Annotated in this window: 31 protein-coding genes and 1 tRNA gene; 13 read left to right on the forward strand and 19 right to left on the reverse strand. The window is 30.4% G+C overall.

All coding sequences use genetic code 11. From position 1 onward, the window contains the following. Window positions 1-51: 51 nt before the first annotated feature. Complete coding sequence (locus HA141_RS03450) at window positions 52-594, forward strand: GIY-YIG nuclease family protein (RefSeq protein WP_209116924.1); 543 nt, start codon at window positions 52-54, stop codon at window positions 592-594. Here the strand turns inward: HA141_RS03450 and HA141_RS03455 are convergent. Both HA141_RS03455 and crtL read right to left on the reverse strand, forming a co-directional pair. After that, entirely contained in the window at window positions 591-1,298 is a 708-nt protein-coding gene (locus HA141_RS03455; protein WP_209116926.1) for an SDR family NAD(P)-dependent oxidoreductase, read from the reverse strand. The two genes, HA141_RS03450 and HA141_RS03455, sit on opposite strands and share 4 nt — an antisense overlap. Window positions 1,299-1,305: 7 nt before the next feature. After that, a complete protein-coding gene (gene crtL, locus HA141_RS03460) occupies window positions 1,306-2,589 on the reverse strand; it encodes a lycopene beta cyclase (RefSeq protein ID WP_209116928.1) in 1,284 nt (427 codons plus the stop codon). Window positions 2,590-2,814: 225 nt separating this feature from the next. Here crtL and HA141_RS03465 point away from each other — a divergent pair, with 225 nt between their 5' ends. Next, the gene (locus HA141_RS03465; protein WP_209116931.1) at window positions 2,815-3,816 is read left to right on the forward strand and encodes an SDR family NAD(P)-dependent oxidoreductase; all 1,002 of its coding nucleotides are present in this window, start codon (window positions 2,815-2,817) and stop codon (window positions 3,814-3,816) included. On the opposite strand, the gene HA141_RS03470 is transcribed toward HA141_RS03465, so the two are convergent. From HA141_RS03470 to HA141_RS03480, 3 genes are all read right to left on the reverse strand, one after another. Then, a complete protein-coding gene (locus HA141_RS03470; RefSeq protein WP_209116933.1) occupies window positions 3,787-4,818 on the reverse strand; it encodes a mechanosensitive ion channel family protein in 1,032 nt (343 codons plus the stop codon). The genes HA141_RS03465 and HA141_RS03470 overlap by 30 nt on opposite strands. Window positions 4,819-4,896: 78 nt before the next feature. After that, a complete protein-coding gene (locus HA141_RS03475; protein ID WP_209117911.1) occupies window positions 4,897-5,463 on the reverse strand; it encodes a hydrolase in 567 nt (188 codons plus the stop codon). Continuing rightward, a complete protein-coding gene (locus tag HA141_RS03480) occupies window positions 5,450-5,590 on the reverse strand; it encodes a hypothetical protein (RefSeq protein ID WP_209116936.1) in 141 nt (46 codons plus the stop codon). Before HA141_RS03480 ends, HA141_RS03475 begins: the two co-directional genes overlap by 14 nt. On the opposite strand from HA141_RS03480, the gene HA141_RS03485 reads away from it, so the two are divergent. Continuing rightward, window positions 5,584-6,036, forward strand: coding sequence for a Fur family transcriptional regulator (locus tag HA141_RS03485; protein ID WP_209116938.1), 453 nt, complete (start codon window positions 5,584-5,586; stop codon window positions 6,034-6,036). The two genes, HA141_RS03480 and HA141_RS03485, sit on opposite strands and share 7 nt — an antisense overlap. A 9-nt stretch (window positions 6,037-6,045) precedes the next feature. Here the strand turns inward: HA141_RS03485 and arsS are convergent, their stop codons facing one another. Next, entirely contained in the window at window positions 6,046-6,978 is a 933-nt protein-coding gene (arsS, locus tag HA141_RS03490) for an arsenosugar biosynthesis radical SAM (seleno)protein ArsS (RefSeq protein ID WP_209116940.1), read from the reverse strand. 40 nt (window positions 6,979-7,018) lie between these two features. After that, window positions 7,019-8,239 (reverse strand): glucosylglycerol 3-phosphatase, encoded by a 1,221-nt coding sequence (gene stpA / locus HA141_RS03495; RefSeq protein ID WP_209116941.1) that lies wholly within the window; start codon window positions 8,237-8,239, stop codon window positions 7,019-7,021. Between the two features lie 166 nt (window positions 8,240-8,405). On the opposite strand from stpA, the gene HA141_RS03500 reads away from it, so the two are divergent. The 4 genes from HA141_RS03500 (at window position 8,406) to HA141_RS03515 (ending at window position 12,970) form a co-directional block, all read left to right on the forward strand. Further along, complete coding sequence (locus HA141_RS03500) at window positions 8,406-9,914, forward strand: hypothetical protein (RefSeq protein ID WP_209116943.1); 1,509 nt, start codon at window positions 8,406-8,408, stop codon at window positions 9,912-9,914. A gap of 91 nt (window positions 9,915-10,005) precedes the next feature. Next, window positions 10,006-10,665 (forward strand): hypothetical protein, encoded by a 660-nt coding sequence (locus tag HA141_RS03505; RefSeq protein ID WP_209116945.1) that lies wholly within the window; start codon window positions 10,006-10,008, stop codon window positions 10,663-10,665. 72 nt (window positions 10,666-10,737) lie between these two features. Then, on the forward strand, window positions 10,738-12,066 hold the full coding sequence (locus HA141_RS03510) for an O-acetylhomoserine aminocarboxypropyltransferase/cysteine synthase family protein (protein ID WP_032522424.1): 1,329 nt from the start codon (window positions 10,738-10,740) through the stop codon (window positions 12,064-12,066). Between the two features lie 13 nt (window positions 12,067-12,079). Then, window positions 12,080-12,970 carry a homoserine O-succinyltransferase gene (locus HA141_RS03515; protein ID WP_209116947.1) on the forward strand — a complete coding sequence of 297 codons (891 nt, stop codon included), beginning with the start codon at window positions 12,080-12,082 and terminating at the stop codon, window positions 12,968-12,970. A gap of 5 nt (window positions 12,971-12,975) precedes the next feature. Here HA141_RS03515 and HA141_RS03520 read toward each other — a convergent pair whose 3' ends face one another. Continuing rightward, window positions 12,976-14,541: a SulP family inorganic anion transporter gene (locus HA141_RS03520; protein WP_209116949.1), complete on the reverse strand. Its 1,566-nt coding sequence runs from the start codon at window positions 14,539-14,541 to the stop codon at window positions 12,976-12,978. A gap of 30 nt (window positions 14,542-14,571) precedes the next feature. Then, on the reverse strand, window positions 14,572-15,846 hold the full coding sequence (locus HA141_RS03525; RefSeq protein WP_209116951.1) for an FAD-binding protein: 1,275 nt from the start codon (window positions 15,844-15,846) through the stop codon (window positions 14,572-14,574). 47 nt (window positions 15,847-15,893) lie between these two features. On the opposite strand from HA141_RS03525, the gene HA141_RS03530 reads away from it, so the two are divergent. Together HA141_RS03530 and HA141_RS03535 are read left to right on the forward strand one after the other, a co-directional pair. Beyond that, window positions 15,894-17,015: a sirohydrochlorin chelatase gene (locus HA141_RS03530; RefSeq protein ID WP_373921802.1), complete on the forward strand. Its 1,122-nt coding sequence runs from the start codon at window positions 15,894-15,896 to the stop codon at window positions 17,013-17,015. Window positions 17,016-17,396: 381 nt separating this feature from the next. Beyond that, a complete protein-coding gene (locus HA141_RS03535) occupies window positions 17,397-17,654 on the forward strand; it encodes a DUF2811 domain-containing protein (RefSeq protein ID WP_209116955.1) in 258 nt (85 codons plus the stop codon). Here the strand turns inward: HA141_RS03535 and HA141_RS03540 are convergent. Next, complete coding sequence (locus tag HA141_RS03540; RefSeq protein WP_209116957.1) at window positions 17,641-19,281, reverse strand: GMC oxidoreductase; 1,641 nt, start codon at window positions 19,279-19,281, stop codon at window positions 17,641-17,643. The genes HA141_RS03535 and HA141_RS03540 overlap by 14 nt on opposite strands. A 106-nt stretch (window positions 19,282-19,387) precedes the next feature. On the opposite strand from HA141_RS03540, the gene HA141_RS03545 reads away from it, so the two are divergent. Then, window positions 19,388-19,861: a pentapeptide repeat-containing protein gene (locus HA141_RS03545; protein WP_209116959.1), complete on the forward strand. Its 474-nt coding sequence runs from the start codon at window positions 19,388-19,390 to the stop codon at window positions 19,859-19,861. Window positions 19,862-19,863: 2 nt separating this feature from the next. Here HA141_RS03545 and HA141_RS03550 read toward each other — a convergent pair whose 3' ends face one another. From HA141_RS03550 to gloA, 3 genes are all read right to left on the reverse strand, one after another. Next, window positions 19,864-20,256 (reverse strand): LEM domain-containing protein, encoded by a 393-nt coding sequence (locus HA141_RS03550; RefSeq protein WP_209116961.1) that lies wholly within the window; start codon window positions 20,254-20,256, stop codon window positions 19,864-19,866. A 2-nt stretch (window positions 20,257-20,258) separates the two neighbouring features. Then, complete coding sequence (locus tag HA141_RS03555) at window positions 20,259-20,756, reverse strand: VHS domain-containing protein (protein ID WP_209116963.1); 498 nt, start codon at window positions 20,754-20,756, stop codon at window positions 20,259-20,261. Between the two features lie 267 nt (window positions 20,757-21,023). After that, window positions 21,024-21,413: a lactoylglutathione lyase gene (gene gloA / locus HA141_RS03560; RefSeq protein ID WP_209117913.1), complete on the reverse strand. Its 390-nt coding sequence runs from the start codon at window positions 21,411-21,413 to the stop codon at window positions 21,024-21,026. Between the two features lie 133 nt (window positions 21,414-21,546). On the opposite strand from gloA, the gene HA141_RS03565 reads away from it, so the two are divergent. Next, window positions 21,547-21,981 carry a Tic20 family protein gene (locus tag HA141_RS03565; RefSeq protein ID WP_209116965.1) on the forward strand — a complete coding sequence of 145 codons (435 nt, stop codon included), beginning with the start codon at window positions 21,547-21,549 and terminating at the stop codon, window positions 21,979-21,981. 27 nt (window positions 21,982-22,008) lie between these two features. On the opposite strand, the gene HA141_RS03570 is transcribed toward HA141_RS03565, so the two are convergent. The 4 genes from HA141_RS03570 to HA141_RS03585 all read right to left on the reverse strand — a co-directional run bounded on the left by HA141_RS03570 (window position 22,009) and on the right by HA141_RS03585 (window position 23,383). Continuing rightward, window positions 22,009-22,338 carry a hypothetical protein gene (locus HA141_RS03570; protein WP_209116967.1) on the reverse strand — a complete coding sequence of 110 codons (330 nt, stop codon included), beginning with the start codon at window positions 22,336-22,338 and terminating at the stop codon, window positions 22,009-22,011. Window positions 22,339-22,345: 7 nt separating this feature from the next. Further along, window positions 22,346-22,930 (reverse strand): hypothetical protein, encoded by a 585-nt coding sequence (locus HA141_RS03575; RefSeq protein ID WP_209116969.1) that lies wholly within the window; start codon window positions 22,928-22,930, stop codon window positions 22,346-22,348. A gap of 38 nt (window positions 22,931-22,968) precedes the next feature. Beyond that, window positions 22,969-23,169 carry a hypothetical protein gene (locus tag HA141_RS03580; protein WP_209116971.1) on the reverse strand — a complete coding sequence of 67 codons (201 nt, stop codon included), beginning with the start codon at window positions 23,167-23,169 and terminating at the stop codon, window positions 22,969-22,971. 127 nt (window positions 23,170-23,296) lie between these two features. Beyond that, window positions 23,297-23,383, reverse strand: a tRNA-Ser gene (locus HA141_RS03585). 376 nt (window positions 23,384-23,759) lie between these two features. On the opposite strand from HA141_RS03585, the gene HA141_RS03590 reads away from it, so the two are divergent. Together HA141_RS03590 and HA141_RS03595 are read left to right on the forward strand one after the other, a co-directional pair. Further along, on the forward strand, window positions 23,760-24,632 hold the full coding sequence (locus tag HA141_RS03590; RefSeq protein WP_209116973.1) for an SGNH/GDSL hydrolase family protein: 873 nt from the start codon (window positions 23,760-23,762) through the stop codon (window positions 24,630-24,632). A 343-nt stretch (window positions 24,633-24,975) separates the two neighbouring features. Then, window positions 24,976-25,164: a hypothetical protein gene (locus HA141_RS03595; RefSeq protein WP_209116975.1), complete on the forward strand. Its 189-nt coding sequence runs from the start codon at window positions 24,976-24,978 to the stop codon at window positions 25,162-25,164. Window positions 25,165-25,255: 91 nt separating this feature from the next. On the opposite strand, the gene HA141_RS03600 is transcribed toward HA141_RS03595, so the two are convergent. Both HA141_RS03600 and HA141_RS03605 read right to left on the reverse strand, forming a co-directional pair. Next, window positions 25,256-25,405, reverse strand: coding sequence for a hypothetical protein (locus HA141_RS03600; protein WP_209116977.1), 150 nt, complete (start codon window positions 25,403-25,405; stop codon window positions 25,256-25,258). 351 nt (window positions 25,406-25,756) lie between these two features. After that, window positions 25,757-25,858, reverse strand: coding sequence for a DUF4278 domain-containing protein (locus HA141_RS03605; RefSeq protein ID WP_209116979.1), 102 nt, complete (start codon window positions 25,856-25,858; stop codon window positions 25,757-25,759). Window positions 25,859-26,064 lie beyond the last annotated feature (206 nt).

Below are 26,064 nucleotides of genomic sequence, written 5' to 3' on the forward strand. Positions count from 1 at the left end.
TAATTCTTTTAGTATTATTTAAGTAGGAACAGTATTAATTTTACAACGCAAATGTCAGGATATGTTTACCTTATTAGAGTTGGTGACCTTTATAGGATTGGGAAAACGGATGATCTTGAAAAGAAAATTAAGAAATTAAAGCCAGATGAATTATTAACATCAATTATGACAAAGGAGCCAGAAACTCTTGAAGCAAGATTACTAAGAAAATACAAGTCGCAAAGAATCCCTGAAACTGGTTATTTAAAACTTTCGAAAAGACAAATTAGAGAATGTAAAAAGCAATTTGAATTAAAGGGTAGCTTACCTCATACTTTAGATGCTGAAGTTTCCATAACTCTATATGCATCTTTTTTATTGTTTTCATTAAGTTCCTTTATTTTTAATTATTTAAATTTTGGATTTGTAAAATCTATATCTTATTCTTTCGGAATGGCATCTCTACCAATGGTTGTATTATTTATTACAGGTAGTTTTGGCGGATACTTTTCTGAAGATTTATCTCTTTTTTCATTGTTAACTAATCGAATAAAAGGTTTATTTATTGCAATTGCAATGCTTTCAATGGCTTACTTAATTTTCAATTTAGGTTAAATTTCATAATTACAATTTAAGGCAATTTCAAATGGAACTGATTGGGTAGGTAACTTCAGAATAGTTGAGCATATTTCAGCAATATCTTCAGGCTGTGTCATGCTTGATTTGTCTAGGGAAGAAATATTTTGGGCCATTTCTGTATTAACCCAACTTGGGCAAATTGCTGAAATCCTTATATTTTTCTCCCAACCTTTATTTTTCATTGTTTGGCATAACCCCATCAAAGCAAATTTTGAAGAAGAATAAGCAGCTAAATCCCCTTTAGATCTTTTCCCACTCATTGAAACTAAAACAATAATTCTTCCTCTACCTGAGGCACATAAGTGTTCCCAAGAAAGCCTACATAAATTCCAAATTGCCAAAAAGTTGATATTGAGTGTATTTAAAATATCATCTTCATCTCCATCTTTGTATAAGAAAGGAACCTTCGATAATACTCCAGAACAATTTATTACTGAATCAAATCCACCAAATTTATCTACGGTATTCTTTATCCAATTTTCGGCTGTAATTTTTTTTGATGCATCATATTGGTTGATTATAATTTTCCCTTCTGGCCATTTTTTTGGATCAATAGCACTTCCTTTTAATGATTCTAAATCTCTTATGCCAACACTAATTCTATTGCCTTCCTTTAATTCTTTATGTGCAATATTTAGTCCAATACCTCTACTGGCTCCACTTATTAGGATGGTTCTCATTTTTTAACTATATGTTTGGAAAAATTATCCTTAGTAACATTTTAAATTCTCTACCATGCATAATCATAAGACCTTTCTTTACACTCCATGGAGCCTTTATAAACATAACGCACATCGCATAGACAATCTCTCTTAAGGAAAGAGTATCAGTTAGAAAACCATACCATTGATTTTTAGGTAATTGGAAAAAACTACCAAAAAATTCTCTCAATAACTTCTCGTCAAACCTCATGAGTTTTTCTAACCCAAATTGGTAAAGTGATTTCTTCCTAATTAATTCTTTTGACCATAAAGTTTCCCAACCTTTTCTAGCTATATGATAGGTACTTAGATTTTTGTTTTTAATTGCTTCTGAAACTGCTTTTGCTACAAGTGGAGCTCTTCTTAAAACATTACCAATTAAATATCCAGAGGCAGGATGTACCATTGAAGCAGCACCACCATATCCAAGTATTTGTTGTTTGAAATCTGGTATTGGCATATTCATAGGGAGAAATAAGCCAAGCTCTTCATGTTGCATGCTTGTGATTGATATATTTCGATAAGAAAGCCTCTTCTCTAGTCTCTCTTTTAAATTTTCCATTGTTAGAGGATTTACTAAACCTAGAGATGTCTCTTCAAGAAAATATTTCCCATCCCCCATATCCATGGCATAAAGAAAAGTGGGCGGTTCTTTTTTTTGCTCATCGTTAAGATGGTCATTTCTATAGTCCATTAATACAAACTGCCCTTTCTTAAGTGGAGGTTTACTAAAATTACCTACTATCCCATAACAAGTTTGGACTGCTAAGGGACCACACGTTTTTAATTTAAGAAAAACAGGATCATATCCTGTTGCATCTACTACTAATCTTGCAGAGTAAGTCTTGCCATCTCTTGTAGTTACTGTACTTTTGTATTTTTCAAAATGTATTTTGTTTGCAAAGCCTTGATGCCATTTAATAAGAGACTTATTGCATTCATTAAACCAATAATTGTGAAGTTTCTTCTTATCAAATAGTCCATAATCTAGTGAATGTTCCGTGGCTTTATTCTCGTCGTCCTTTTCTTCTAAAGCGCCATGCCCAAAAAAACTTACAGTATTCTTCCATCTATATTCAAGTAAATCCTGAAGCCCAAGTTGATCAACTTCCTCCCCCCAAATACCATAAGTGTTTGGCCAAGGTTCATCTGGTCCATTTGGAGAAAGAACTTCAACATCTAATTTTTCCTTTCCCAAAGCTGATGCAATTGCCATTCCCGCAGGCCCTGCTCCCAAAACAAGAACATCTGTCATGCTTTCTTTTGACATTAAATATAAATCTTATGATTAAAGAAATTTATTGAACAAAATATAATTTCTGCTATTGTTTTTTTATATTCCATCCATTAATGGTAACGAGAGTAGATTAATAATAATCAAATTACTTAAATACTAGTGACTAAGTTTTCTGTGTTTTAACAATAATTTATAAGATTACAAAATAAAAAAAACTTAATTAATTTTTTTATCATAAAAAATAATACAGGAATTGAAATGATTAAAAATAAAAATATTTTAATTACTGGAGGTAATTCAGGTATAGGGTTTTTTGCCATTATTAATTTACTGAAAACGAAAAATAATTTATATGTTGTAATAAAAAACGAATTTAGAAAGAATGAATTTCTCAAGAAAATTGAGAAATATTTTGATAAAAATCACCTTGGTAAATTTTTAAACATTATTGAAAATTGTGATCTTTCCGATCTAAAGAATATAAATAAAATTAAAGATTTTTTTATTAGTAAAAAGATTTTTTTAGATGTAGTTGTTTTAAATGCAGGATTACAATATACAGGCTCTTTTTACCCTAGGGTATCAAAACAAGGCATAGAACTAACTTTTGCGGTAAATCATCTTGCACATTTTTACTTGGTAAATATCCTAAAAGATTTTGTTAGAGATAAAGAAGAATCTAGAATCATTATTACATCATCAGATGTTCATGACCCCAAAAGTTCAGGGGGCAATATAGGAAAGAAAGCAGGACTTAATAACCTAGTTGATTTCAGAAAAAAAGTAACTGGGCAATTTTTAAATTTCAATGCTGATGAAGCTTATAAAAATAGTAAGTTATGTAATATTTTGTTTGCTAAAGAACTTGAAAAAAAATTAAAAATCTCTTCTAGTAAAATTTCTGTAATTACTTGGGCCCCTGGTCTTGTAATACCAAATGATGATTCCGGTTTTTTTAGATATAGTAAACGTTTTAATCTCTTTGGATATTTAATTTTTTCTAAAGCTGCAAAAGATATTTTTGGGATTTCTGAAAATATAGAAAATGCTGGAAAAATACTTTCTAAGATTGTTCTTGATAAAAATTATAATAATATTGGTTTCCTACATTTAAGTAATAAACTTATATCTTTTAAAAAACATAAATTAGTTAAAAGTAATGTTAGTGATGAAGCAAATAGTGCTGAGTTAGCATCAAAACTCTGGATTTTAAGTGAAGAGATTTGCCGATCATTTGGCTTTGTTACTTTCAATATTTAAGGTTTGTGTTGGGAATGCAAACTCAATATTATTAACTGCGAATTCCTCAATTATTTTTAAATTTATAGATTGTTGAGCTTCCATTGCGGCAAGATAATTATTGGTTGGTATGTAATAAACAAGTTCGAAATTAAGACTGAAGTCTCCAAAATCTGTGAAATGACATCTATCAAAAGACGCATCTTTTGTCTCTTCAACTATTTTTTTTATTATTATTGGAATCAATTTCATAGTTTTTGGAGAGGTTTCATAAATAACTCCTAATTTATGCACTAACCTTCTTTTTTCCATTTGTGCGTAATTTGAAATTATTCCATTTGTAAGGGCGCTGTTGCTCATTACTATTACTTCTCCATTGATACTTCTTATTCTTGAGGACCTTACTCCAACCCTCTCAACCATTCCAAGGACGCCATCAGATTTTATAAACTCACCTTTTTGAAAAGGTTTATCAAGTAAAATTGTTATGTATTCAAAAAACTCTTGAACTGGATCTTTCAAAGCTAATCCTGCTCCAATACCCCCTGCACTTAGTAGAGCCCAAATAGCAGTCATTTGAACACCTATATTTTGTAAGAAAAAGATTGAACCAATAGTCCATGTCAATGCTTTTATTAAAGGAGTAAGTGAAGATATCATTGAGCTGATTGAGGAATCATTAATTTTCGATGTCGATTCTGTTAAAGATCTTATTAAAACTTTATTGAGAGCTTTTATAATTATTATCAATATAAATAATTTCAGAATATTCAATAATACAGTGATAAAAGTTATTTCATCAGCAAAAAAATAGTCAATTGAAAAATAAAATGAGAGGAGAAAACCTATTGGTTTAACAATTACCGAGATGACCTCAAAAATAAAATCATCAAAATTTGTTTTTGTACGTTTGGAGATCTTTTTGAAGAATATTTTTGAAAGTTTTGAAATTATTATTGACAATAAAATTCCAATAAAAAAAATAGATATTGCCAGAAGGAAGTTTTCAGTAACTAATTTCATATTTAAATAGAACTTAAAAATTTATCTTTAATAAAATTTTAAATTATCTCTAGGTAACAAACCAGTCTTGATTTTTCTTTATCTAATTATTATATTTCTAATTTCTTTAAATTCTTTTCTATCCGCAGTTTGGCATAATTCAAAAATTATTGATTCAGTAGTTGTTAAGATCGCTCCCTTCTGAATCATTCTCTGCAATGCTATTTCATGATCTACCCTATTTCGACTGCTCATAGCATCTGCTATGAGAACAACTACAAATCCTTTTTGTAAACAATCTAAGACTGTTTGTTGAATGCAAATATGCGTTTCGATACCACAAACTATCAAATTTGTAATTTTCTTATTTTTAAGTTCTTCTGAAAATTCTTTTATGTTAGCTAAGCTAAATTCCATTTTTTCAACTTTTTTAAATCCATTTTTAGGCAATAAATCAGGTATCGTTGCACCCAATTTGAATGGGTTCTGTTCAGATAAAAAAATGTTTTCTTCTAAAATTTGGTAGGCATCTATTAGCTTTTTGATGTTTTTGGTTATTGATTCCTTGTTAAATATTGATCTTATAATTTTTTCCTGAACATCTATGATTAGTAAAGCATTCACTTTTGGAGATAGTTTGTCAGAAGATTTTTCATGTCCCTTCATCATTTGTATTTAAAGATATATTCAACATAGTATTTTGAACAACTTTAGTAAACATTTTAAAGGAAAAAGTTGTTTTACTCTCATCTAGAGTTATTATTGAGAATAGCTGTGGGTTAATTGTTGTCATTATCCTCTCAATACAATGTCATCACATCTCCTCTTGGAGACGGTTTACATAAAGATGGGAAGAGGTTAACTCCTCAAAGGCTTAAGGTTCTTAATTTATTCGAAAATATTGGTTCTGGAAATCATCTTAGTGCTGAAGAGGTACATGAAAAATTAGTTAAATCAAGTTCCAAAGTTTCACTTGCAACAATTTATAGAACTTTAAGACTTTTAGTGCAAATGGGTTTGCTTCATGAATTAGAACTCAGTGAGGGCGGACACAGATATGAGTTGCTTAGTAATGACACTCCTGATCATCATCATTTAATTTGTATTAGGTGTGGTAGAACAGAAGAATTCGAAAATGAAGAAGTTTTAGAAGCAGGCAAAGTTGCAGCAAAAATTAATGGGTTTAAACTAATTGAATCCTCTTTAAACGTAAGAGCTATATGTCCTAATTGCATTTAACGGATTTTATTAACTTAAAGTTCCACCGCAACTTGATCCTGCACCTGCAGTACAGGCAAAACAATGTTCTTTTACAGCTACCCTGTAGTCAAAAGTAAATGACTCATCCAATAAATCAAAAAGTGTTTTTGGTCCTTTATTCTCTCGGAAATTTATCTGTTGATTAAAGTCACAATCATAAATTTCTCCAAGCCAATTTACACTAATAGTTTTTTTGCACATAAGATTTTCTAAATTATTTTCATTGAAATTTTCTTTTAGTAATTTGTAATAAATATTTAGTTTCCCTTCTCTTCTTAGAGATTCTTCATATCTATTTATTGGCATATTAGTTATTGTATATAGGTTATTAAAAACAATATTATATTTTTCGAATAGTATTTTTTTATAATCTTTTTCCAATATTTTCTGAGAAGGTGGAAGAATTGGGCTTACAGGATTGTAAACAAGATTTAATTGCAATCCATTTTCTTTCTTTCCATAGCCTAAATCATTAAGAATTTTTATAGCATTAATACTTTTTTCAAAAACCCCAAGACCCCTTTGAAACTCAACATTATCTTTTTCATAACACGGTAGCGAAGCAGTAACTATTACTTTATTTTTTGCAAGAAATTGAGGAAGATCTTCATAACCTTCTTCAAAGAAAATTGTTAAATTGCATCTATCAATAATATCAACTTGTTTTGTGCTCAAACTAGCTATTAGGTTTTTAAATTCTGGATGAAGTTCTGGCGCGCCACCTGTTATATCTAAAGTCCTGATTTTGTACTTATCAATTATTTTTGGAATGAGAGATATTATTTCATTGGACATCTTTTCAGTCCTTAGAGGACTTGAATTAACATGACAATGCTTACAAGCCTGATTGCATTTATAACCTATATTGATTTGCAATGTTTCTATAGGTTCTTTATATATTGAGGGGAATTTTTCTTTCATAAATCTATTATTTATAAATTGTCATTTGAAAATTCAAAAGTCAACAATTTTTTTTAAAGTTTGATCTCTTATTAGCAAGTTCAATAAACCAACTTATATATTCTTTGGGACCATTTTGAAAAATCAAGTCAAACTTTAAGTTGTCATAAAGGTCACTGATCCCTGTTAAACCAGTTTTTTTTGTAGAAGGTCTTTCAACTTCACCAGAACTACTATCTACAAAAATTATTTTATTATTAATACCAAATTCATTCCCTAATATTTGTATAAATTCTAAAAAAGATCTGTCACTGCCTCCTCTTAAAAAACTTTTTTCACCATTATTTTTTTTTGATGTTATTGTGTCACCAACTCCTACAATTAAAGGCATATCTTCTGTTTGAATATTACTTTTGCATAAATCAATTTTTCCTTTAATAGAATTTGGAGAGTTTCTAAAATTAAAATTACTTCCAAAAGGAGCTTTACCAGTTTTATCCTCAATAAATTTATTTAAAAGAAATAAGACTCCAGAATCTTTAACTGCACCTTTGATAAGTAATTGTATGTCTGTTGATCCAATATCATTTTTAGAAGAAAGCTTAATTCTTTCTTTGCCATTTTTATTTCCTAAATTTGGTGAAATATGCAGGAAAAATGAGTTTTTAAGGCCTTCGGATTCAGCTTCAAAGATGATTTCATTCATCATTTTTTCAAAACTAATTTGAATAACCTTTCTTTTATCAGAATCATTGTTAACTAATTCAAATAGACTATTGAAATTAATCGTTGGCGAGAATCGTGTTTCGCATATTGATTTTACTGCGTGAAAATTGATATCTTCTTGGCTAAGTTCAGGAAAAATATTCTTAACTATAAAATTAAACTTTGGTCTTATTAGACTAGGTACTTTAGATAAAAAATTTAGTTCTTTTTCTGAGACTCCTTCAAAACTTATTTCACCATTGTTGTCTTGATACTCTACTCCACATGCTGCTAAACCTCTTAAATAAAGTTCTTTGTTTTTTGGCTCAGTAGTGCTTCTTAAACTTCTTTCTATTATTCTGTTAACCCCTCTTGGACCTTCATGTTCCCCACAAGTTAATACAAAGAATTCCTCTGCAAATTCTTTTACTGCATAGATATAATTTGATTCTAATTCTCTAGTCATTGGATCTTTAACTAAAGGGATACAAACTCCGTCAATGTCTTGAATAATTAAGATATTTTTAGAAGAAATTAATTGTTTTTGTGCCTTCAGGTTACTTGCTATATATTCCATATTTATAATTATTTGTCTTTAAATTTAATTTCTTTATCTCAGTGAAATTATAAATTAAAAAATTCAATATTTACAATAAATAATTTGCTATGGTCAAGAATTGCTTTAATGTAGAAAAATGTTGGTATGGGTTAGAAATTAAAAAAATTATCAAGAATTTCCAAAAATGAAAAATAATTTTATAGAAAATATAAATGATGAAAAATATTTTTATTCATTGATTGAAGATTTAGAGAACAGCAAGGTTGGATTCTACAGTGTTGGTTTATATCCTGCATCATTAGCATATAACTGTGCTATGCATGGAAAATCAAATAATATTCTCTTAGCTCCTAGGCAAGATAGAGATTTGTTAGGAGCTTTCTCAAATGATGTGCTTTCTGATATGGATAATGAGACTATTGAAAAGATTAAGAGAATGGGACATTATTCTTCAGATGGAACAAGAAAATCTTTGGATCTAAAAGATCTTCTCTTGGAATGTGAAATTGTTATTCTTGCTTCAAACAGTAACCATATACAAGATGATGTTAAACATGCTTTAAAACTTAGAAAAACTTTAAAAAGAGAAAATGTGGTTCTTGGCTGTCTCGTGGGTTCTTTCTGCATTGATAATAAAAACAAAAAACCCTTTATTCTCTGTAATAAATATCCAAATTTAGCTTTTTTTACAGGGTTTCATCGTCATGGAGCTTTACGAAATCCTAATGATAGTTTTACAGCCAATTTCTGCCATCCTGATGCCCTAACTGCTTTAATAGGAGCTCGAATTTTAAATCAATTGTCACCGAAAATCCAAGTTTCTCCTGGAGTTCATAATATTGAATGTCAATACATAAAATCAATAAAAAATATATCATCCATATTCGCAGGTTTTGTAAATAACTTTCATTCCGATAAGCCAGGAATGCTACCTACCATTAATACGATTTTGTTAACACAATGTTTGGATCAGGCCGCATCAGTATCATTACAAGTTAGAAAAGAAAATAAATTAGTCAATAAATATCTTTCATTAAAGGAACTTGGTTATGGTGAAGAGATAATTAGTGCAAAGGAAAAAATTAATGATAAATTTTTTGAAAAAGGAGATTATACTTTTTCTCAATTAAATGCGGTTAAGGCTGATGTTTTAGGTAGCATGACACTGCCAACTGAAGGAAAACCAACAAGGAATTTCCAGGCAGGACAAGTTTTGTCAGATATGCTCTTGCAACTCAATAGATGTCCAAAAGATGTCTCAGAATTTGTAAATTGGTGTAATAAATACTCTCTCAGTCAAGGAGGTTTAGAAGGTCTAAAATCCTTAAAATTTTGGCCAGACATTTATAAAAAATTCAAAATCAAAAATAATAATTGCTCAATGATTAATCTGATTTATTTATGCTTTAATGCTAATTCAGAAGAAAAAAAAGAAATTTATAAGGTTTTAATTAGTTCAGAAGAAATCACCAATTTTTGCCAAGAATCTGTTAAATCTGAATCATCTTTAGAACTAAATGAAAAATTAAAAGGAGATTATCTTTTTAATGATATTGAAATGTTTTACAGGAAATTTTTTATTGACAAAGAGGAAAATGATCTTAAAAATAATGATTCTAGTAATCAAATTTCTAAAAAGAATCCAAGTTATATTAATGTATTGAAAATTATTAATAATTATTTTAATAATTGATTATTTGCCGAATTTACAAAAAACTAAGTTTTTCATTTATTTACTAATCTTGATTGCAGGGTTAGAATTATTAAGGTTTTAAAAGGTTTTTTTGAAAAAGGAATTATCACATCGTTCTCATGAACTGAAAGCTCTTGGTTGGAATCAAGAAGATTTAACAAGATACGAAGATTTATGGGACTACAGCCAAAGATGGGGATTAATAAATCTTGAAAGAGAAGACAGACAGTTTTTAAAGAAAGCAGAAAAGTTACTCCCAAAGATTCAAAATAAAAAAATCTCTGTTAAAAAAACTATTGAAGAAAAATCATATTATTTATGGTTAAATTTTTACCTAAATGAAATTAATATTTTTAGTAATTCTAATCTCCCCAAAAATAAATATAGTGTATGGACACTCTTAATTGAAGAGGAAATAAAACTTCTTAAGGAATTACAACCAGTTATGGGTCTTCCGGATACTTTAAAAGCCAAGAATCTATTCGAGAATAGAAAAAAACTAATAAATAAAGCGTTTAGCGAATTTGACGCTAAAAACAACGATAAAGTTTTCAACTTTGATGAGGTTTTAAACAAATCTGAAAAAGATGTTGGTAAGAATTGGAAATCAATTACTGAAAAAGATCCTGAGGCTAATAAAACTTTTCCAATAATTGAAGCTGCAAATATTGAGAAACTCAGATCTTTGATAAAAGAGGATTTGAGTTTGTATATGAAAGATAATTTCCCCTCATTAAAAAAGGATTTATAAATATTTATCTTTTTTTTGTTTTTTTTTTGGACTTTTCTAAGTTAAATAGATAATAGGATTATTTAAAAAATTTTGAGCAACCAAAAGTTCGAGACACTTCAGTTACATGCAGGCCAAGTTCCTGATCCAACTACAAATTCTAGAGCAGTACCCATTTATCAAACTAGTTCCTATGTCTTTGATAATGCAGAGCATGGAGCGAACCTTTTTGGATTAAAAGAATTTGGAAATATTTATACTCGACTTATGAACCCCACGACAGATGTCTTCGAAAAAAGAATGGCAGCTTTGGAGGGAGGAATGGCAGCACTTGCAACATCCTCAGGACAAGCTGCTCAATTCTTGGCAATTGTGAACTGCATGACAGCAGGGGATAATTTTGTCTCTACATCTTTTTTATATGGTGGGACCTACAATCAATTTAAAGTACAATTTCCAAGATTAGGAATAGAAGTTAAATTTGCAGATGGTGATAGTATCGATAGTTTTAGAAATAAAATTGATGATAAAACCAAAGCAATATATGTCGAATCAATGGGAAATCCTCGGTTCAATATTCCAGATTTTGATGGACTTTCTGCTTTGGCGAAGGAAAATGGAATTCCTTTAATAGTTGATAATACCCTTGGTGCTGGTGGTGCTTTAATAAGACCAATTGATTTTGGAGCCGATGTTGTTGTAGAAAGTGCAACGAAATGGATCGGTGGACATGGAACAAGTATCGGAGGGGTTATTGTTGATGCCGGAACTTTTGATTGGGGAAATGGTAAATTCCCACTAATGAGTGAGCCAAGCGCTGCTTATCATGGACTCGTTCATTGGGACGCTTTTGGTTTCGGTAGTGATATCTGCAAATCTTTGGGAGTGCCTGATAATAGAAATATAGCTTTTGCGTTAAGAGCAAGACTTGAATGTCTGAGAGACTGGGGATCAGCTCAAAGTCCTTTTAATTCGTTTTTGTTATTGCAGGGTCTGGAAACTCTAAGTTTAAGAATAGAAAGACAAACTTCTAATGCTCTTGAATTAGCAAAATGGTTGGATTCTAATTCTAATGTAAGTAGTGTTAATTACCCAGGCCTAGAATCTGATCCATATTACTCAAGTGCCAAAAAATATACTACTGGAAGGGGGATGGGTTGCATGCTTATGTTCTCTCTTAATGGGGGTTATGAAAATGCAGTAAAATTTATTGATTCCTTAAAATTAGCGAGCCACCTTGCTAACGTGGGGGATTCAAAAACATTAGTAATTCATCCGGCTTCAACAACTCATCAGCAATTATCTGAAGAAGAACAATTATCTGCAGGTGTTACTCCAACGATGGTAAGAGTTTCTGTAGGAATTGAGCATATTGATGATATAAAAGCAGATTTCGAACAAGCACTTTCACAAATCACATAGGAAAGGAGATTTATTGGCTTTAATAATTCCTAGTAACTATCACAAGATTAGTGATGTTGAGAAAAACCACATATCTTGGATCGAACCAGAATTGGCAAAAAGACAGGATATACGTCCTCTTAGGATTGGTATTTTAAATATCATGCCTCTTGGCAAGCAGTATGAATTTAACTTACTACATCCACTTGGTTTATCACCTCTTCAAATTGAGCCAGTTTGGATAAAGCTTGAAACTCACTCTTATAAAACATGGGATCATAATCATCTAAATAATCTATACATTACTTGGGAAGAAGCAAATAATCCAGAATCGTTAGATGGAATCATTATTACTGGAGCGCCTATTGAACACCTAGCCTTTGAGGAGGTTAAGTATTGGGATGAATTTGTGAAAATTGTAAATGAAGCCAGAAATTCTTGTGCGAGTACTCTTGGATTATGTTGGGCGGGCTTTGCGCTGGCTTATTTGGCAGGGGTTGATAAGCAAGTTTTTGATAGGAAATTATTTGGGGTATTCCCTTTGAAAAGTCTTGTTCCCGGTCACCCTTTGATGGGTACACAAGATGATGAATTTATATGTCCTCAAAGTAGATTTGCGGGATTACCAGATTTGAAAATGGAGAAGGCCCAAAAAGAAGGGAAATTGAATTTGTTGGCTTATGGAGAAAACGTTGGATATACAATATTTGAATCTAAGGATCAAAAACAACTTATGCATTTAGGTCATCCTGAATATACGGTGCATAGAATTATTAGTGAAATTGAAAGAGACAAAGAAAAGGGAGATGTACCTCCTCCTGAAAATTTTGATTTAAATAGTTCAAAAACCGCTTGGAGATCTCATAGGAATTTGCTTTTTCAGCAATGGCTTTGGTTTTGTTATCAACAAGTTAGTCTTAATTAACTTTTTTAATGAGCGCTTTCAATACCACCTAGTCTTTCAAATAAGTTAAGACTTTCTTTATTTAATCCTACAATTTCAACTTTAGAACCACCATTCTGGAATTTTCTAATAATTTGCTCAAGAGCAACAACGCCACTTTGATCCCAAATATGAGCTGAAGACATATCAATTACAATATTTTCAGGGTGTTCATGAATATCAAATCCTTGTAAAAAATAAATTTTACTCACAAAAAATAATTGTCCTTTTACTTTGTAGGTAATCAAATTATTTTCTTTAGCTCTTGAGACAGTTATAACTTTTGCGACTTTTCTGCTGAAAAGAATTGCAGCTAATGCAACTCCTGCAATAACTCCAAGCGCAAGGTTATGAGGTTTTGTAAGCATTGTAACTGCAAAAGTCATAAGCATTACTGCAGTATCGCTTTTAGGTATCTTTCTAATATTTTTTAATCCATTTAAATCTGCTGTACTTATTGCGATTGTTATCATGATTGCTACTAAAGCAGCCATTGGTATTGCTCCAATCCAAGACTTCAAGAGGATAATCATAATTAGTAAAGATATACCTGAGGAGAGGGTTGATAATCTAGATTTGCCACCATTTTCAGTATTCATAACAGATTGCCCAACTAAGGCACATCCTGCCATCCCACCAAATAAGGATGCCACAATATTCGCGATTCCCTGTCCTCTTGCTTCTTTATTTTTATTAGAACTTGTATCAGTTACATCGTCTAAAATGTCTTGAGTTAAAAAGGTTTCCATTAAACCAACGAGAGATATTGCAAGTGAAGTCGGCAAAATTACCCCTAATGTTTCAAAACTAAAAGGTACTTTCCCATTTTCTATTGATCCAAAAGGGAGAGAAATACTTGGTAATCCATCAGGTAATTTACCCAAATCGCTAACTGTTGGGACATCTAGATTAAAGAATATGCTTATAAAAGTAATTACTACTATTGCGATAAGTTGAGATGGGATTACTTTTGTGATTTTTGGAAGCCCATAGATAATTACTAATCCTAGGATTACAAGAATCCAAACTACTGGAATCTGAGAGTTAATTGGATATTGACTAATAGTTTGTTCAACTAATCCTTTTGATTCTCTAATACCTATTCCTAACTGAGGTAGTTGTGCTTGAAATATTAAAAGTGCCAATGCATTTACAAATCCACTTAATACTCCTGTTGGAACGAATCGCATTTGGTAGGCAAGTCTTAAATATCCCCAAAGAATTTGGAATATTCCAGTTAATATTCCAGCTGCAATAAGATATGGGACTCCTAATCCCGGAGCTTGTGATTCTCCATAAGCAACAAGTCCAGTCATTAAAAGAGCTGTTGAACCTGTGGCTGAAGTGATCATCCCCCTTCTTCCTCCAACAATCGCAATTGTTATAGATAAGCAAAATGCACCAAAAAGGCCAACTTTAGGATCTACACCAGCTATACCTGAAAAAGCAATTGCTTCTGGGATCATTGCAAAAGCAACAACCAAGCCAGAGAGAATGTTTGACTTTGGATCATCTAACCAATTTTTAGATAAATATCTTGAGAAATTTGACATTTTAAGTTTCTTTATAATTAAGAAGTTAACTCATAGAGGAGGCAAAATACCTTGTGGGTCAAAAATATTCTTTAAAGTTTTTAATTCATTCATCCTATTTCCAAAGGCTAATGTAATTTCTTCTTCATGAAAATTTAAATGATTATGCAATTGGGCTAAGTGAATATTTGGATAAAACCTTTTTAGCTTGCTCCATGATTTATAAATCCATTCCAGAGCGACTTCTTTTTCTTGAAGATCATTTTTTTTCCATGATGCATATATCCATGGTTTCCAAGTACTTTTTCTATGAACAAAAAAGCTTGCTCCATGATTTAACTTTTTAGTTTTTCCACCTAATTGTTGAGAAGCAATATAACAGGAATTATTAGGTTTATTATCCATTATTTCACTCAAACACTTTATAAAAATTGGGATATCATTTTTTAAATCTTCTCCAAGAAGACTAATTACCTCAGAATGATTATTTGCATTCAGCTCATATAAATTCAATTCCTTTGGAAAAAAATTAATTTTATTAAAGTTTTCATAAAATTGTTTTTCTAGAGCGGGAAATTTGCCTAGAGGCATTAAGTATTCTTCTGTTCTTTTATCCTCTAAATTATTGAGTTCAGCAAAAATATATATATAAATTTTTTGGGCATAAATCCATTGCAGACTAATATTTTCTGGAAATTCTTCTGATAGTTTTATTATTTCTGAAAGTTCATTTAGATTTACAAATCCTTCAATAACCTTTATTTGCTTAGATTGGATAGTCTTAAGTTCTATTTCGGTAATAATTGAAAAGAAGGGTGCTGCGCCTTTAATTGCTTCCCAAATCAATTGTTCTTCTAGATTTATTTGATTTTTTTTTAAAGAGATAAATGTGCCATTTCCCAAGAAACCTTTTATTGATTCAATGTTATCAATGGCTAATCCGTACGCTCTACTGAGTGGGCTTACTCCACCAGTGAGTATATAGCCTGCTCCAGGAAGTTTAGAAAGTCCGATTGGAAAACTTCGATTATGTTTTTGTAAATGATTTACTAGATTCCCCATTCTTACTCCACCTCCAATTGTTACTAAATTGGTTTTTCTATCTAGGTGAATTTTGTTGTAATTTTTTCTTAGATCAAGAGTTGTAAAACCATTTTTTGCACAGCTAGAGGTTGTACCTCCACTACATACGCAAAGGTGCTCGAATTCTTCATTAGAATAATTATCCTTATAAAACAAGGATTCATCAACGTCATAAATTAATTTCTTTAATTTTGCATCTTTTGAGTTGATATTTGGAACTTCAAGCAAACTATTATTTTTCACTACATGATATTGTTCTTTACTATTATGGTATAAGTAATAACTTGATTTTGGATAATTTAGACTCGAAGTTAAATAATCAAGTCGCGATACTTATCTGTGGACACGGTAGTAGAAATAAACTAGCCATTACTGAATTTCAAGAATTAACTACGTTTATCCAAAAAAGATATCCAAACTTTTTGGTTGAATATGGTTTCTTGGAATTTGCTAAACCTTCACTTGTTGATGCTCTAGACAAATTAAGAGATCTTTCTATAAAAAAAGTTATTGCAATACCCGCAATGCTTTTCGCTGCTGGCCATGTGAAAAATGATATACCTAGCTTGCTTACGAATTATTCAAGTAAAACAGGTATTGAAATAATTTATGGAAGAGAATTAGGTATTAATAATTTAATGATTAGTGCAGCTTGTGAAAGAGTTAAAGATGTATTTAAAAAAAATAATACTCTCAAACCTGAAGAATCATTATTAGTTGTCGTTGGTAGAGGTTCTTCTGACCCGGATGCGAATTCCAATGTTTCAAAAATTACGAGAATGATAGTAGAAGGTATTGGTTTAGGGTGGGGGGAAACAGTTTTTTCTGGGGTAACTTTCCCTCTAGTTGAACCTGGCTTGAAAAATGTTGTGAGACTTGGTTATAAAAATATAATTATTTTTCCTTATTTCCTTTTCTCAGGAGTCCTTGTCACAAGAATAAAAAGGCAAAGCGATTTAGTTGCCATTAATAATCCAAATGTTTCATTTATACATGCAAAATATCTTTCTTCACAGTCCTATGTGGTCGATACTTTTGTAGAAAGGATTGAAGAGATTCTTAATAACGAAGGTAATAATTTTATGAATTGCTCAACTTGCAAATATAGATCAAATTTATTTGGCTTTGAAAAAGAAGTTGGAATGGTACAAGAAAGTCATCATGACCATGTGGAGGGTTTGGGTATCAGTTGTGATTTATGTGATGCTGAATGTAATGGTGCTTGTGAAATACAAAATCAAATACTAATTCATAACCAAGAAAAATCAAACTCAGGAGGAGATAACTTAGAACATGAATTTGTAGAGGCTCATCAACATGAAGATAATCACCATCACCATCACCATAATATTTATCCAAATTCAAAACACCCTTTAGGACCTGTCACGCTTCGCTTGCCTAATAAAGACTAAATCTTAAGAAATTCCGTTGAAAATCAATGAATCATCCGTCTCTTTCTTGACTTAGTCTTAATAGACTCACTACATATAAGTATTCTTAATATAAAATCTTGAAAGTATTTTGAGCTAGATTTTCCACAATTTACAGGTTGTTTTCCACGTCCAAATCCACATTGGACTAGAACTGCCAGTATTTTTCAAAAAAAACAGGACTTCAACATTATTGTTGACTTTTCTCTAAGAACTATTCAATTTCCTTATTTAGAAAGGCATTTTTTTAAAAAACAATTTATAACATGAGTCTCATTTGATAATTTGAAAAGTTTCATAGCAGATATTTTTTGATTTTTTTAGAAAAAAATATCATTATAAATATGATAAAAATATAGATTTATGGATCCAATCAGCAATTCTAATTTAAATGATAAGAAACGTTTAGAGTGCTCTTCAAATAAAGTTTCGTTAGAAACAGAGCTTTCAGAAACTCTTTACAAAACTATGAAAGATTTCGTATTAAGTAATCCAACTTGGGATCAATATAAGCTTATAAATTCGGCTTTAGCTTCTTTTCTCGTACAAAACGGATGTACAGATAATTCTGTCTCAGAAATTTATTTAAATCAATTATTTACACCTTCTAAGTCTTTTTAATATTTAAACAGGCTCTTCTGCTCAAAGCCATCATTGTAAGTGTGGGGCTTTGCCAAGATGATGTCGGCCAGCATGCTCCATCTAGTACCAATACATTCTTACATCTCCATAATCTATTAAATTTATCAACTACGCTATTTTCTTCATTTATTCCCATTGGAGCTCCCCCTACCTCATGAATGTAATATCCAGGAGGAGGAGGACTATTTGAAAGTGCTATCAAATTTTTTGTAATTAAACTCCCTAAAGGGATATTTATTAGTTCATCAATATTATTTATTTTTCCATTTGCAGCTTTGACTGATTTTTGTATTGTTTTTTCCATATGTTTTGCCATATTTAACTCATTCTCGCTCCATTCGAATTCAATGTAGGGGATTGGGATTCCCCATTCATCTGTTTTTCTTGAGAGAGAGACTGAGTTTTTCTCTCTAGGGAGGACTTCGCCATGGGCGATAAGAAAGCCAATGGATGTGTTTTTGTCTTTTTGCAAAAATTTAGGTATCCCTAATCTATCAATTGCCCCCCAGATTCCATAACCTCTATGGAAATTTATGTTCTCAATTTCAGGTAAATTTGAACCAAAAGGAATAAAGAAGCTACCAGCTCCAGAAAGATCGGGAGGATTATCTAATTGTCTATCTGAGTTTTTTGTTCTTGGGACTGAAAAAAATCTACAGATAGATATGTGATCCATGAGGTATCTACCTAATTTCCCAGAATTATCTTTAAACCCTGCAGAATTCGATTTGTATTCTGAATTCAGTAGTATTCTCAGTGTTGAAATTGTTGATGCGCAAAGAAGAATTAAATCACAATCCAATATTTCTTTGTGTCCATTTTCAAGGTTTATAATCGTCAGTTTTGAGGCAAGCTCTGTTATCTTGTTAATCTCAAAAGACTCAACTAAATGATTAGAGATTATTTGTACATTGCCAGTATCTAAAGCTTTCTTAAAAGTGCTTCCTACACTAGAGGACTTGGGCCATTCTTTATCTTTTACTGATGAATTACGGTCAAAGCCTCTTGATTGGATAAATGGATAGTTTAATTTTGATTTAACGTTGCTGCCAAAAACTTTTTCGTTTTCTGTAAGAGGTATTTCACCAATATATTTACCATTTGGGACTTCCTTAATATTATCTTTTTGTCCATATATTCCACAGAAACTTTCAATGAAATCATAGTGAGGAGATAGTTCATCGTATGAAATAGGCCAGTTTGGTCCGAATCCGTCTTTTTTAGCTGGTTGTAAATCGTCTGAAGAAAGTCTTAATGTTATACCTCCCCAAGTTAATGATCTCCCCCCATATTGTTTACCTTGAGTCCAAAGGAAAGGCTTTTTCTTATGGAAGTCATAAGGATGTTTCAATTCATTTGAATATAAATCAGGATTATTTTTCCAATAACCTGGATGTTGGCATTGATTGGTATGTTTTTTTGTTAAAACTCCTGATAATCTTTTTAATGTATTTTTTGGCTCATAATTACTAGCCTCAAGCCTGTTAATTTTTGGTCCTGCTTCTATTACTAAAACTTTTATACCCTGCTCTGCCAATGTAAGTGCTGCTATTCCTCCTGTAGCACCAGAACCAACAACAATAGCATCATAAGGACTTATATTCAAAATCTAGTTTATGATTTCTTATTTTAATAAATATAGCATTCAGTAAATAATTAATTTTTAGATTTCAACTTAAGAAGTTAGAATTTGTTGAAATACTATTCAAAAAATGAGATTTATAATTTTAACTGTTTTAATGATTATTTTAACTCTCCCTTCTAGAAGCTTCGCTGCATTGGATTATGGTAAACAATCCTTGGTAGGAGCAGATTTTTCTGGATCTGATTTAAAAGGAGCAACTTTTTATTTGACTGATTTACAAGACGCAAATTTATCAGATTGTGAGCTCCAAAACGCGACTCTTTATGGAGCAAAATTGAAAGATACTAATTTAAGTAATTCCAATTTAAGAGAAGTAACATTAGACTCAGCTGTTTTAGATGGAACAGATTTATCAAATACTAACTTAGAGGATTCTTTTGCTTATAGTACTCAGTTTGAAAATGTAAAAATCCAAGGCGCAGACTTCACAAATGTTTTTTTGCCAAATGATATTGTTAGGAAATTTTGTGAAAGTGCCTCTGGTACTAATCCATTCACAAATAGAGACACTAGAGAAACTTTAGAGTGTGATTACATTTAAATTTATGCACATAAAAGTTCTTTTTTAATTTTTCTTTGTTTATAAAATGATCTTCCAATAGGCCAACCTAAAGTAGACAAGTGTCTCATTAAATGACTTGAGTATTCGAAAAAAAGATTGTCTGAATATTTGATACCAAGTTCTTTTAGAGTGGTTATTAATAAAAATAGATCTTTTTTGTTGCCTTTTTTCATATCCAATAAAATTAATGCCTCACTAGATATTTTTTTTTCGAGAACCTTATCATTTTCAGCAAAACCAACTCTAAGTGAATTAAATTCATCAGAATAAAGAGTATAAATTATTCCATCTTTAAATTTATCTGTAAAATTATCTTCATTAAAACTTGATGACATTGATGTTTTGTATCCTTTTATGATTTTTCTGTTATTCATAATTATTTAATTTTATTCTGAGCTATTTCGTATTTCTCCAATAAATTGTTAACTTCTGCCAGTGCAATCCTTTTTTGACAGGCCGAATCATATCTATTTATTGCTATTGAAGGTATTGAACCTTTGCTTTTCATTTCCCTTATACCAGTTTCTAAACATTGAAAAGCAACACTAGATAGATCCCGCCCCTCAGCTGCAGCCCAAACTTTCAAAAGATAAGTAAGATTCGATGGTACTGAGATCTGAACTTTGTTCGAATTTGAAGTATTTAACGCAATATCATCGAGACTAATTTCTTTCGAGGAAATAGTTTCTTTAACCTTTTTTTTAAAAAATTTTACTTGGCTTATAACGTCCTCTTGATTGTTTATTTTTTGTTCTATTTTAAATAACTCTTCTTCAGAATTAATTAAAGCTTCTAATGCCCATTTAGCATCATCTTTCGCAACAGCTGTTTTATCAAGCCATTCATCTCTTATTTTTGACCAATTACTAGGCATAAGCTTTATGCGACAATTCTATAATATACAATTCTAAATAGATTGTCTATGAATTCTATATAGAATTGATATAGATTGTATAAAGTTTAATTCTATTTTTCAGGAATTCCTCAACTTAAAATAATCTTTTATAGCAATTAAAAATGCGGAATTTTCTAATATGTTCTTATAAGCGTCTCCCTCCCCGTTAATTGAAAACAATGTATTAGTTAATTCAATCTTTTTTAACTTAGCTATTTGTTTATTTACTTAAAAACATTAGAGCTTTTATTCTCTTTCAATAAGTTCAATTTTATATCCATCAGGATCCTCAATAAAAGCTAAGACAGTACTACTGTTTTTCATTGTTTTAGGTTTGGTTGTCACTTTACAGCCATTATTTTCTAATCCTTGGCAAATAAGATGAATATCTTTTACTCCAATAGCTATATGACCATATTTATTTCCAAGCTCATAGTCTTCTGACTTTTTGTCCCAGTTATGAGTTAATTCAATTACTGTGTTTTCTTTTTCTAAGCCATAGCCTACAAATGCTAAAGTGAATTTTCCATGAGGGTAATCCTTTTTTCTTAATAAATTCATTCCTAATTTATTGACGTAAAAATCAATGGATTTATTCAAATCTCCAACTCTCAACATTGTATGTAGGATACGCATTGTCATTTATAAACCTTAATTAATTATCTAATATTTAATAACTTTCTGCCAAAATTGATTGTTTCGAGGGTAAGTCTTTAATTAAGTTCAGAAAAATTAGGTTAAGATAATAGTACTAAAATTTAAAAATATATTGAATCAGATACTCCAAAGACTCTCTTCAGTATTTTTGTATACTTTGCCGTTAAAGGCATCAATACCTTTTGGATATTATTTGTTCTATAAATATTCTTTTTTAAAAATACTATTATTAATAACTTTTCCAATAGCAATAATTGAAAAATCTTTGCCTTTTGGTAGTTTTTTATTATTTATAATATTGTTTGCTGGATTAGCAAGAAATCCAAAAGTCCCCTATTTCGTCAGATATAACGCATATCAAGCATTACTAATTGATATCGCTTTGATAATAATTTCATATCTCTTGAGAATATTTCCCATAGTTGAACTAGGCTCAATTATTTTTATATTAATACTATGTATTTTTATTTATTCGATTTATCAATGTATTTATGGAGTTGAACCTGAAATACCCTTAATTAGCAAATCTGTAAGAATGCAAATTTAAAATGATTTATAGATTTACTGACTTTTTTCAGCACTCATTCAGAATAGATTCCCATCTTAGTTGACTTGCCTTTATTGCTTGCATTGGTGGATTAGTTCCCTCTATTTCAAAGGCTTTTATTAATGATTTATTAGCTAATAGGCCTAATTTTGCGGCCTCTCGTTGCCTAGAGCATACTTTTTTTCGTGATCCCTCTTTTAGACTTTTTTCGATTTCTTTAAGAATCCGGCTAGCTTCATTCGATTTAGAATAAAAATCATTCATATAAACATCAAGTGCCGTATCAGCAAAAATTTCAACTGGTGAGATAATTGTGACTAAGCACACTATAAAACTTATAAATACTAATATTTTCATAAGAATCTTAAGTAAATTTTTTGCCCGATCTTTTTAATACTAAATAAAAGGTAAGAACGCTGATTGTTCCAGATGGGCCTATTAAAAGATGCCAAAATTGATCGCCACTAATTGAGAGCCTAGTTCCAAAGAAAGTCGTAAAGAAAATACCAAATATTGGATAAAGGATAAAAAGCCAATCTTTAAAAACTCTTTGCCAATTTATAATTAGCAGGATACTTATTATTACTTGAAAAAGAAGAGCGATAGTTTTATCAAATAAAAAATAAGAGAATATTGAACATAAAGAAATGCAAAAATTTATTTTTTGAATAAATTTATTTTTTATAACTGATATTGATAAACATGTTAGACCTAAAGATAGGAAAGAATAAAACAACCAATTAAATAAAGAGGAATGATCTACATAAATCCAAGATGTTTGAGTATGATCTATCATTTCTGAAATCGATGCCAATCCTAAAGAAATAAAACCAAAAGGTATAAATTCGTTCTTGCGAACGTGTTTGAATTTTTTGATCGATCTAATTCCTAATAATATTGGTATGATTGCTGCTTGAAAATGGGCTAATAATAAAATTGAAAAAAACAAAATAAATTTATCTGAAATTTACAGGCAAACTGTTCAAGTTATCTTAGTAAAGATAGGTACCATTGCCCGATTACTATAATTAATATTGTAAGGACAAAAGGAAAAGCCGGATATCTTGTCTGAAAATTAGCTGGTGGCCATGGAGACCAAGATATTAATCTTCCTTGAGTTTCATTTGAAATAACTTTTTTTTTAGATTTTTTGGATATTAAATTATCTGTGGCAAATCCTTTACTCATGGATCAAATAAAAATATCCTAACAAAAATGGACCAAAAAAGCGTTTATATTTTTCTGTTGAATTTCAGTTGCTTTTATTAAAACTCCTATGAGGATTCATTTCCATAGAAGTCTGTTATAGAAAGTACGGAGGGGGTGGGATTCGAACCCACGGTACCCTTGCAGATACGCTAGTTTTCAAGACTAGAGCCTTAAACCACTCGACCACCCCTCCAGAGGGTTATTCAATTTTGATTAACCTTAAAACTATAACATAAGAAACTAGTCATAGTCTAATTATTTAGGGAATGGAAAAATCTTTTCTAAACCGGGATTTAGCAAAGTTTTCAGGTAATAATAACGAGTAAAATCTTCATATACAGTATTTTATTGGTTAGATTTAGACCACTCTATATTCATTTTTATCCAAGTAATAAGTTTATTTAGACACGCTTAAAGCCTAATGATTTATTAAAAAAAGAACAAGAAGCCTGAAAAATTACTATTTGCTAGGATAAATTCAAACCGAGTTAACTCTCGATATTCAATTAAAAATAACTTGTTTAGATTATTAAGAAAAAAATTTTTTTTTAATATTTTATGAAAAATTAATGAAAAAATTTTCTCCTTTAATTCTCATAGTCATTTTGATTATTACTCCTTCTTTATTTGCAAGCAAAATAAATAGACTTCGTCTTAGTTCTCTAATTAATAGGTACAATTACAACAAAAAATATCCAAAAGAGTCTTATTTTTCAACTTCTTTTAAACATATTGTGCCTTGTCCTAAAGAAAGTATTAATATTGCATATTTTGGACAAAGTAATCATGGAAATATTATAAAAAGAGAAAAAAATCTAAATTTACCTTACAAGAAAGTCTTCACTTATGATTGGAGGTTAGGAGTCTGTTCAAAGTTTAAAGAACCTTTAGCAGGAGTTGATGGTCGCGCAGGTGCTTTTGGGCATATTTCATCAGATACTATTTTTTTTCTAAAAAAAAATTATACTTTACCTAATAATATTATTGTCTTGGGATTCTCTAAAGGAGGAACAAGAGCTCAAGATTGGGCGAGTGGACCTTTCGCAGAGAAACTTGACTTTTTTTTGAAAAAGTTAAAAAAAGACGATATCGAGATTGATTATCTCCTTTGGCATCAAGGAGAATCAGAAATCAAAAACGCAAATAGAATTTACTATCAGAATTACATTAAAGATATGCAATTAATATTCAAAAAGTTTCTTACAATCTCCAAAAAAACAAAAATTGGTATGGCTTTAGTAAGCGTTTGTAATTCCGAGAAAAGTAAATCTCTAATTAAATCTCAGCGTTCAATTATTCAAAAAAATGACAGCGTCTTTTTAACATTAAATACTGATAATCTTGGAAATATTTATCGATATGATGGATGTCATTTTAATTCTTTAGGAGCATCAGTAATTGGAGAAAAATATGCTGATTTTATAGGAAAATTTAATAAATGAAGAGTTTGGTTATTTTATTTTTATGACATTGTCCAAAGAATTAGTCCACAGTCAAAAAATATAACCAGAACTTTTGAAATAGCTTTAAATTGGATTAGCTTTCAAGGTACAACAAAAAAGCAAGACAATGAGGAGTCTCAGCTCAACTAAGTACTTAAATTAAATCAGTTCAAGTATTTTTTTTAGAGCATGGTAGGTCAATACAGAATACACAAATTTAATTTAGTGCAGATATCACATGACAAGTAAATGTAAAGGTATAGCAAATTATGCCTGGGATGTAGCTGTTTCAGAACCAACTGCAAGAGTTTGGAATAGTATTTAAGGGATGTATTTAATAAATATGAGAAATAGTAATAGTACTAGATTTATATTCTTAGCAATTACTCAAAGACAGGACTCACAATCTTCAGTTTATTCGAATGATGATTATGGAGTGACTAGATGTTTTAATTACTTAACCGGACCAACAAGCGTTGTGATATGCGAAGAATGGATTTCGAGTAGTGAGAAATGTAAATTTCTAAATTAATTGATTGATGTTTTTCCTTTTCTGAAATGTTATTTGAAACTTCGTATGATTAATTATTAGAATCTTTATTTTCTTAAAATATTTTTTTTATTTATCCAAATTTGATATTTTCTTGAAATAAACCAAATAAGTTGTTACCGATGATGGCAGCGATTATTAAAACAAAAGCAACTATTGCAAAAAGAGCACTTACATCTTTTATGTCATAAGGAGCTTTAAATAGAGGTTTCTGGTTTGCCATCGTTGTCAATTCTTTAAATGATATTTAATCATACTAGTAGAGTGATTTTGAAGTTATAAACTGATTATTAAAGACTTCATTTTTGCATCAATTTTTAATGAGTTAGTCAAGAACAAGTTTTTTGGACTATTATCTTTTTTTATAACTCTCAACTTCAAGTTGAAATGATTTTTGGAAATTGCTGAATCTCAATTTTCAATTTCTCAAAAGAATCTTATTGAATATTGTAAAAACCTTATAAATTGATCTTAAAACTCAAGTTGAAAGATATTTCATGCTTAATTTTTAGCCTAAGATTAGATAACAAAAAAGCCACGATAAGTGGCCTTTTTTATTTATTTGTTAGATGAACTAGCTTGTATAAGATTTCCCTCTATATGTTAGTTCGTTATGCTGCTTCTTAGCTGCTACTTTATTCTGGACGTACTTTTGTCCTCTGTAAGTTAGAGTCATTTTTTAAGCTCCGGTTTCGCTTAAGTCCCCGTTCCATGGCTTAAGTCGATTTGCGGCTTGCTAAATGCAAGTTGAACGTTTTGGTAGCGATTGCTACAAATTTATAATAACACCCAAGAAAAATATTTGTCTAGGTCTTTAATAAATAAACTTAATATCTTAATTATGAGATTAGACAAATACTAAAAATATTTAAGTTTATTCTT

This window comes from Prochlorococcus marinus XMU1402 (assembly GCF_017696205.1).
Lineage (GTDB): Bacteria > Cyanobacteriota > Cyanobacteriia > PCC-6307 > Cyanobiaceae > Prochlorococcus_A > Prochlorococcus_A marinus_AC.

Bases quoted from the DNA above. Each gene is read 5' to 3' on its own strand.
- HA141_RS03450 (WP_209116924.1), top strand. From the start codon at position 52: ATGTCAGGATATGTTTACCTTATTAGAGTTGGTGACCTTTATAGGATT.
- HA141_RS03455 (WP_209116926.1), bottom strand. From the start codon at position 1,298: ATGAGAACCATCCTAATAAGTGGAGCCAGTAGAGGTATTGGACTAAAT.
- crtL (WP_209116928.1), bottom strand. From the start codon at position 2,589: ATGTCAAAAGAAAGCATGACAGATGTTCTTGTTTTGGGAGCAGGGCCT.
- HA141_RS03465 (WP_209116931.1), top strand. From the start codon at position 2,815: ATGATTAAAAATAAAAATATTTTAATTACTGGAGGTAATTCAGGTATA.
- HA141_RS03470 (WP_209116933.1), bottom strand. From the start codon at position 4,818: ATGAAATTAGTTACTGAAAACTTCCTTCTGGCAATATCTATTTTTTTT.
- HA141_RS03475 (WP_209117911.1), bottom strand. From the start codon at position 5,463: ATGAAGGGACATGAAAAATCTTCTGACAAACTATCTCCAAAAGTGAAT.
- HA141_RS03480 (WP_209116936.1), bottom strand. From the start codon at position 5,590: ATGACAACAATTAACCCACAGCTATTCTCAATAATAACTCTAGATGAG.
- arsS (WP_209116940.1), bottom strand. From the start codon at position 6,978: ATGAAAGAAAAATTCCCCTCAATATATAAAGAACCTATAGAAACATTG.
- stpA (WP_209116941.1), bottom strand. From the start codon at position 8,239: ATGGAATATATAGCAAGTAACCTGAAGGCACAAAAACAATTAATTTCT.
- HA141_RS03500 (WP_209116943.1), top strand. From the start codon at position 8,406: ATGAAAAATAATTTTATAGAAAATATAAATGATGAAAAATATTTTTAT.
- HA141_RS03520 (WP_209116949.1), bottom strand. From the start codon at position 14,541: ATGTCAAATTTCTCAAGATATTTATCTAAAAATTGGTTAGATGATCCA.
- HA141_RS03535 (WP_209116955.1), top strand. From the start codon at position 17,397: ATGGATCCAATCAGCAATTCTAATTTAAATGATAAGAAACGTTTAGAG.
- HA141_RS03545 (WP_209116959.1), top strand. From the start codon at position 19,388: ATGAGATTTATAATTTTAACTGTTTTAATGATTATTTTAACTCTCCCT.
- HA141_RS03550 (WP_209116961.1), bottom strand. From the start codon at position 20,256: ATGAATAACAGAAAAATCATAAAAGGATACAAAACATCAATGTCATCA.
- HA141_RS03555 (WP_209116963.1), bottom strand. From the start codon at position 20,756: ATGCCTAGTAATTGGTCAAAAATAAGAGATGAATGGCTTGATAAAACA.
- gloA (WP_209117913.1), bottom strand. From the start codon at position 21,413: ATGCGTATCCTACATACAATGTTGAGAGTTGGAGATTTGAATAAATCC.
- HA141_RS03570 (WP_209116967.1), bottom strand. From the start codon at position 22,338: ATGAAAATATTAGTATTTATAAGTTTTATAGTGTGCTTAGTCACAATT.
- HA141_RS03580 (WP_209116971.1), bottom strand. From the start codon at position 23,169: ATGAGTAAAGGATTTGCCACAGATAATTTAATATCCAAAAAATCTAAA.
- HA141_RS03590 (WP_209116973.1), top strand. From the start codon at position 23,760: ATGAAAAAATTTTCTCCTTTAATTCTCATAGTCATTTTGATTATTACT.
- HA141_RS03595 (WP_209116975.1), top strand. From the start codon at position 24,976: ATGAGAAATAGTAATAGTACTAGATTTATATTCTTAGCAATTACTCAA.
- HA141_RS03600 (WP_209116977.1), bottom strand. From the start codon at position 25,405: ATGGCAAACCAGAAACCTCTATTTAAAGCTCCTTATGACATAAAAGAT.
- HA141_RS03605 (WP_209116979.1), bottom strand. From the start codon at position 25,858: ATGACTCTAACTTACAGAGGACAAAAGTACGTCCAGAATAAAGTAGCA.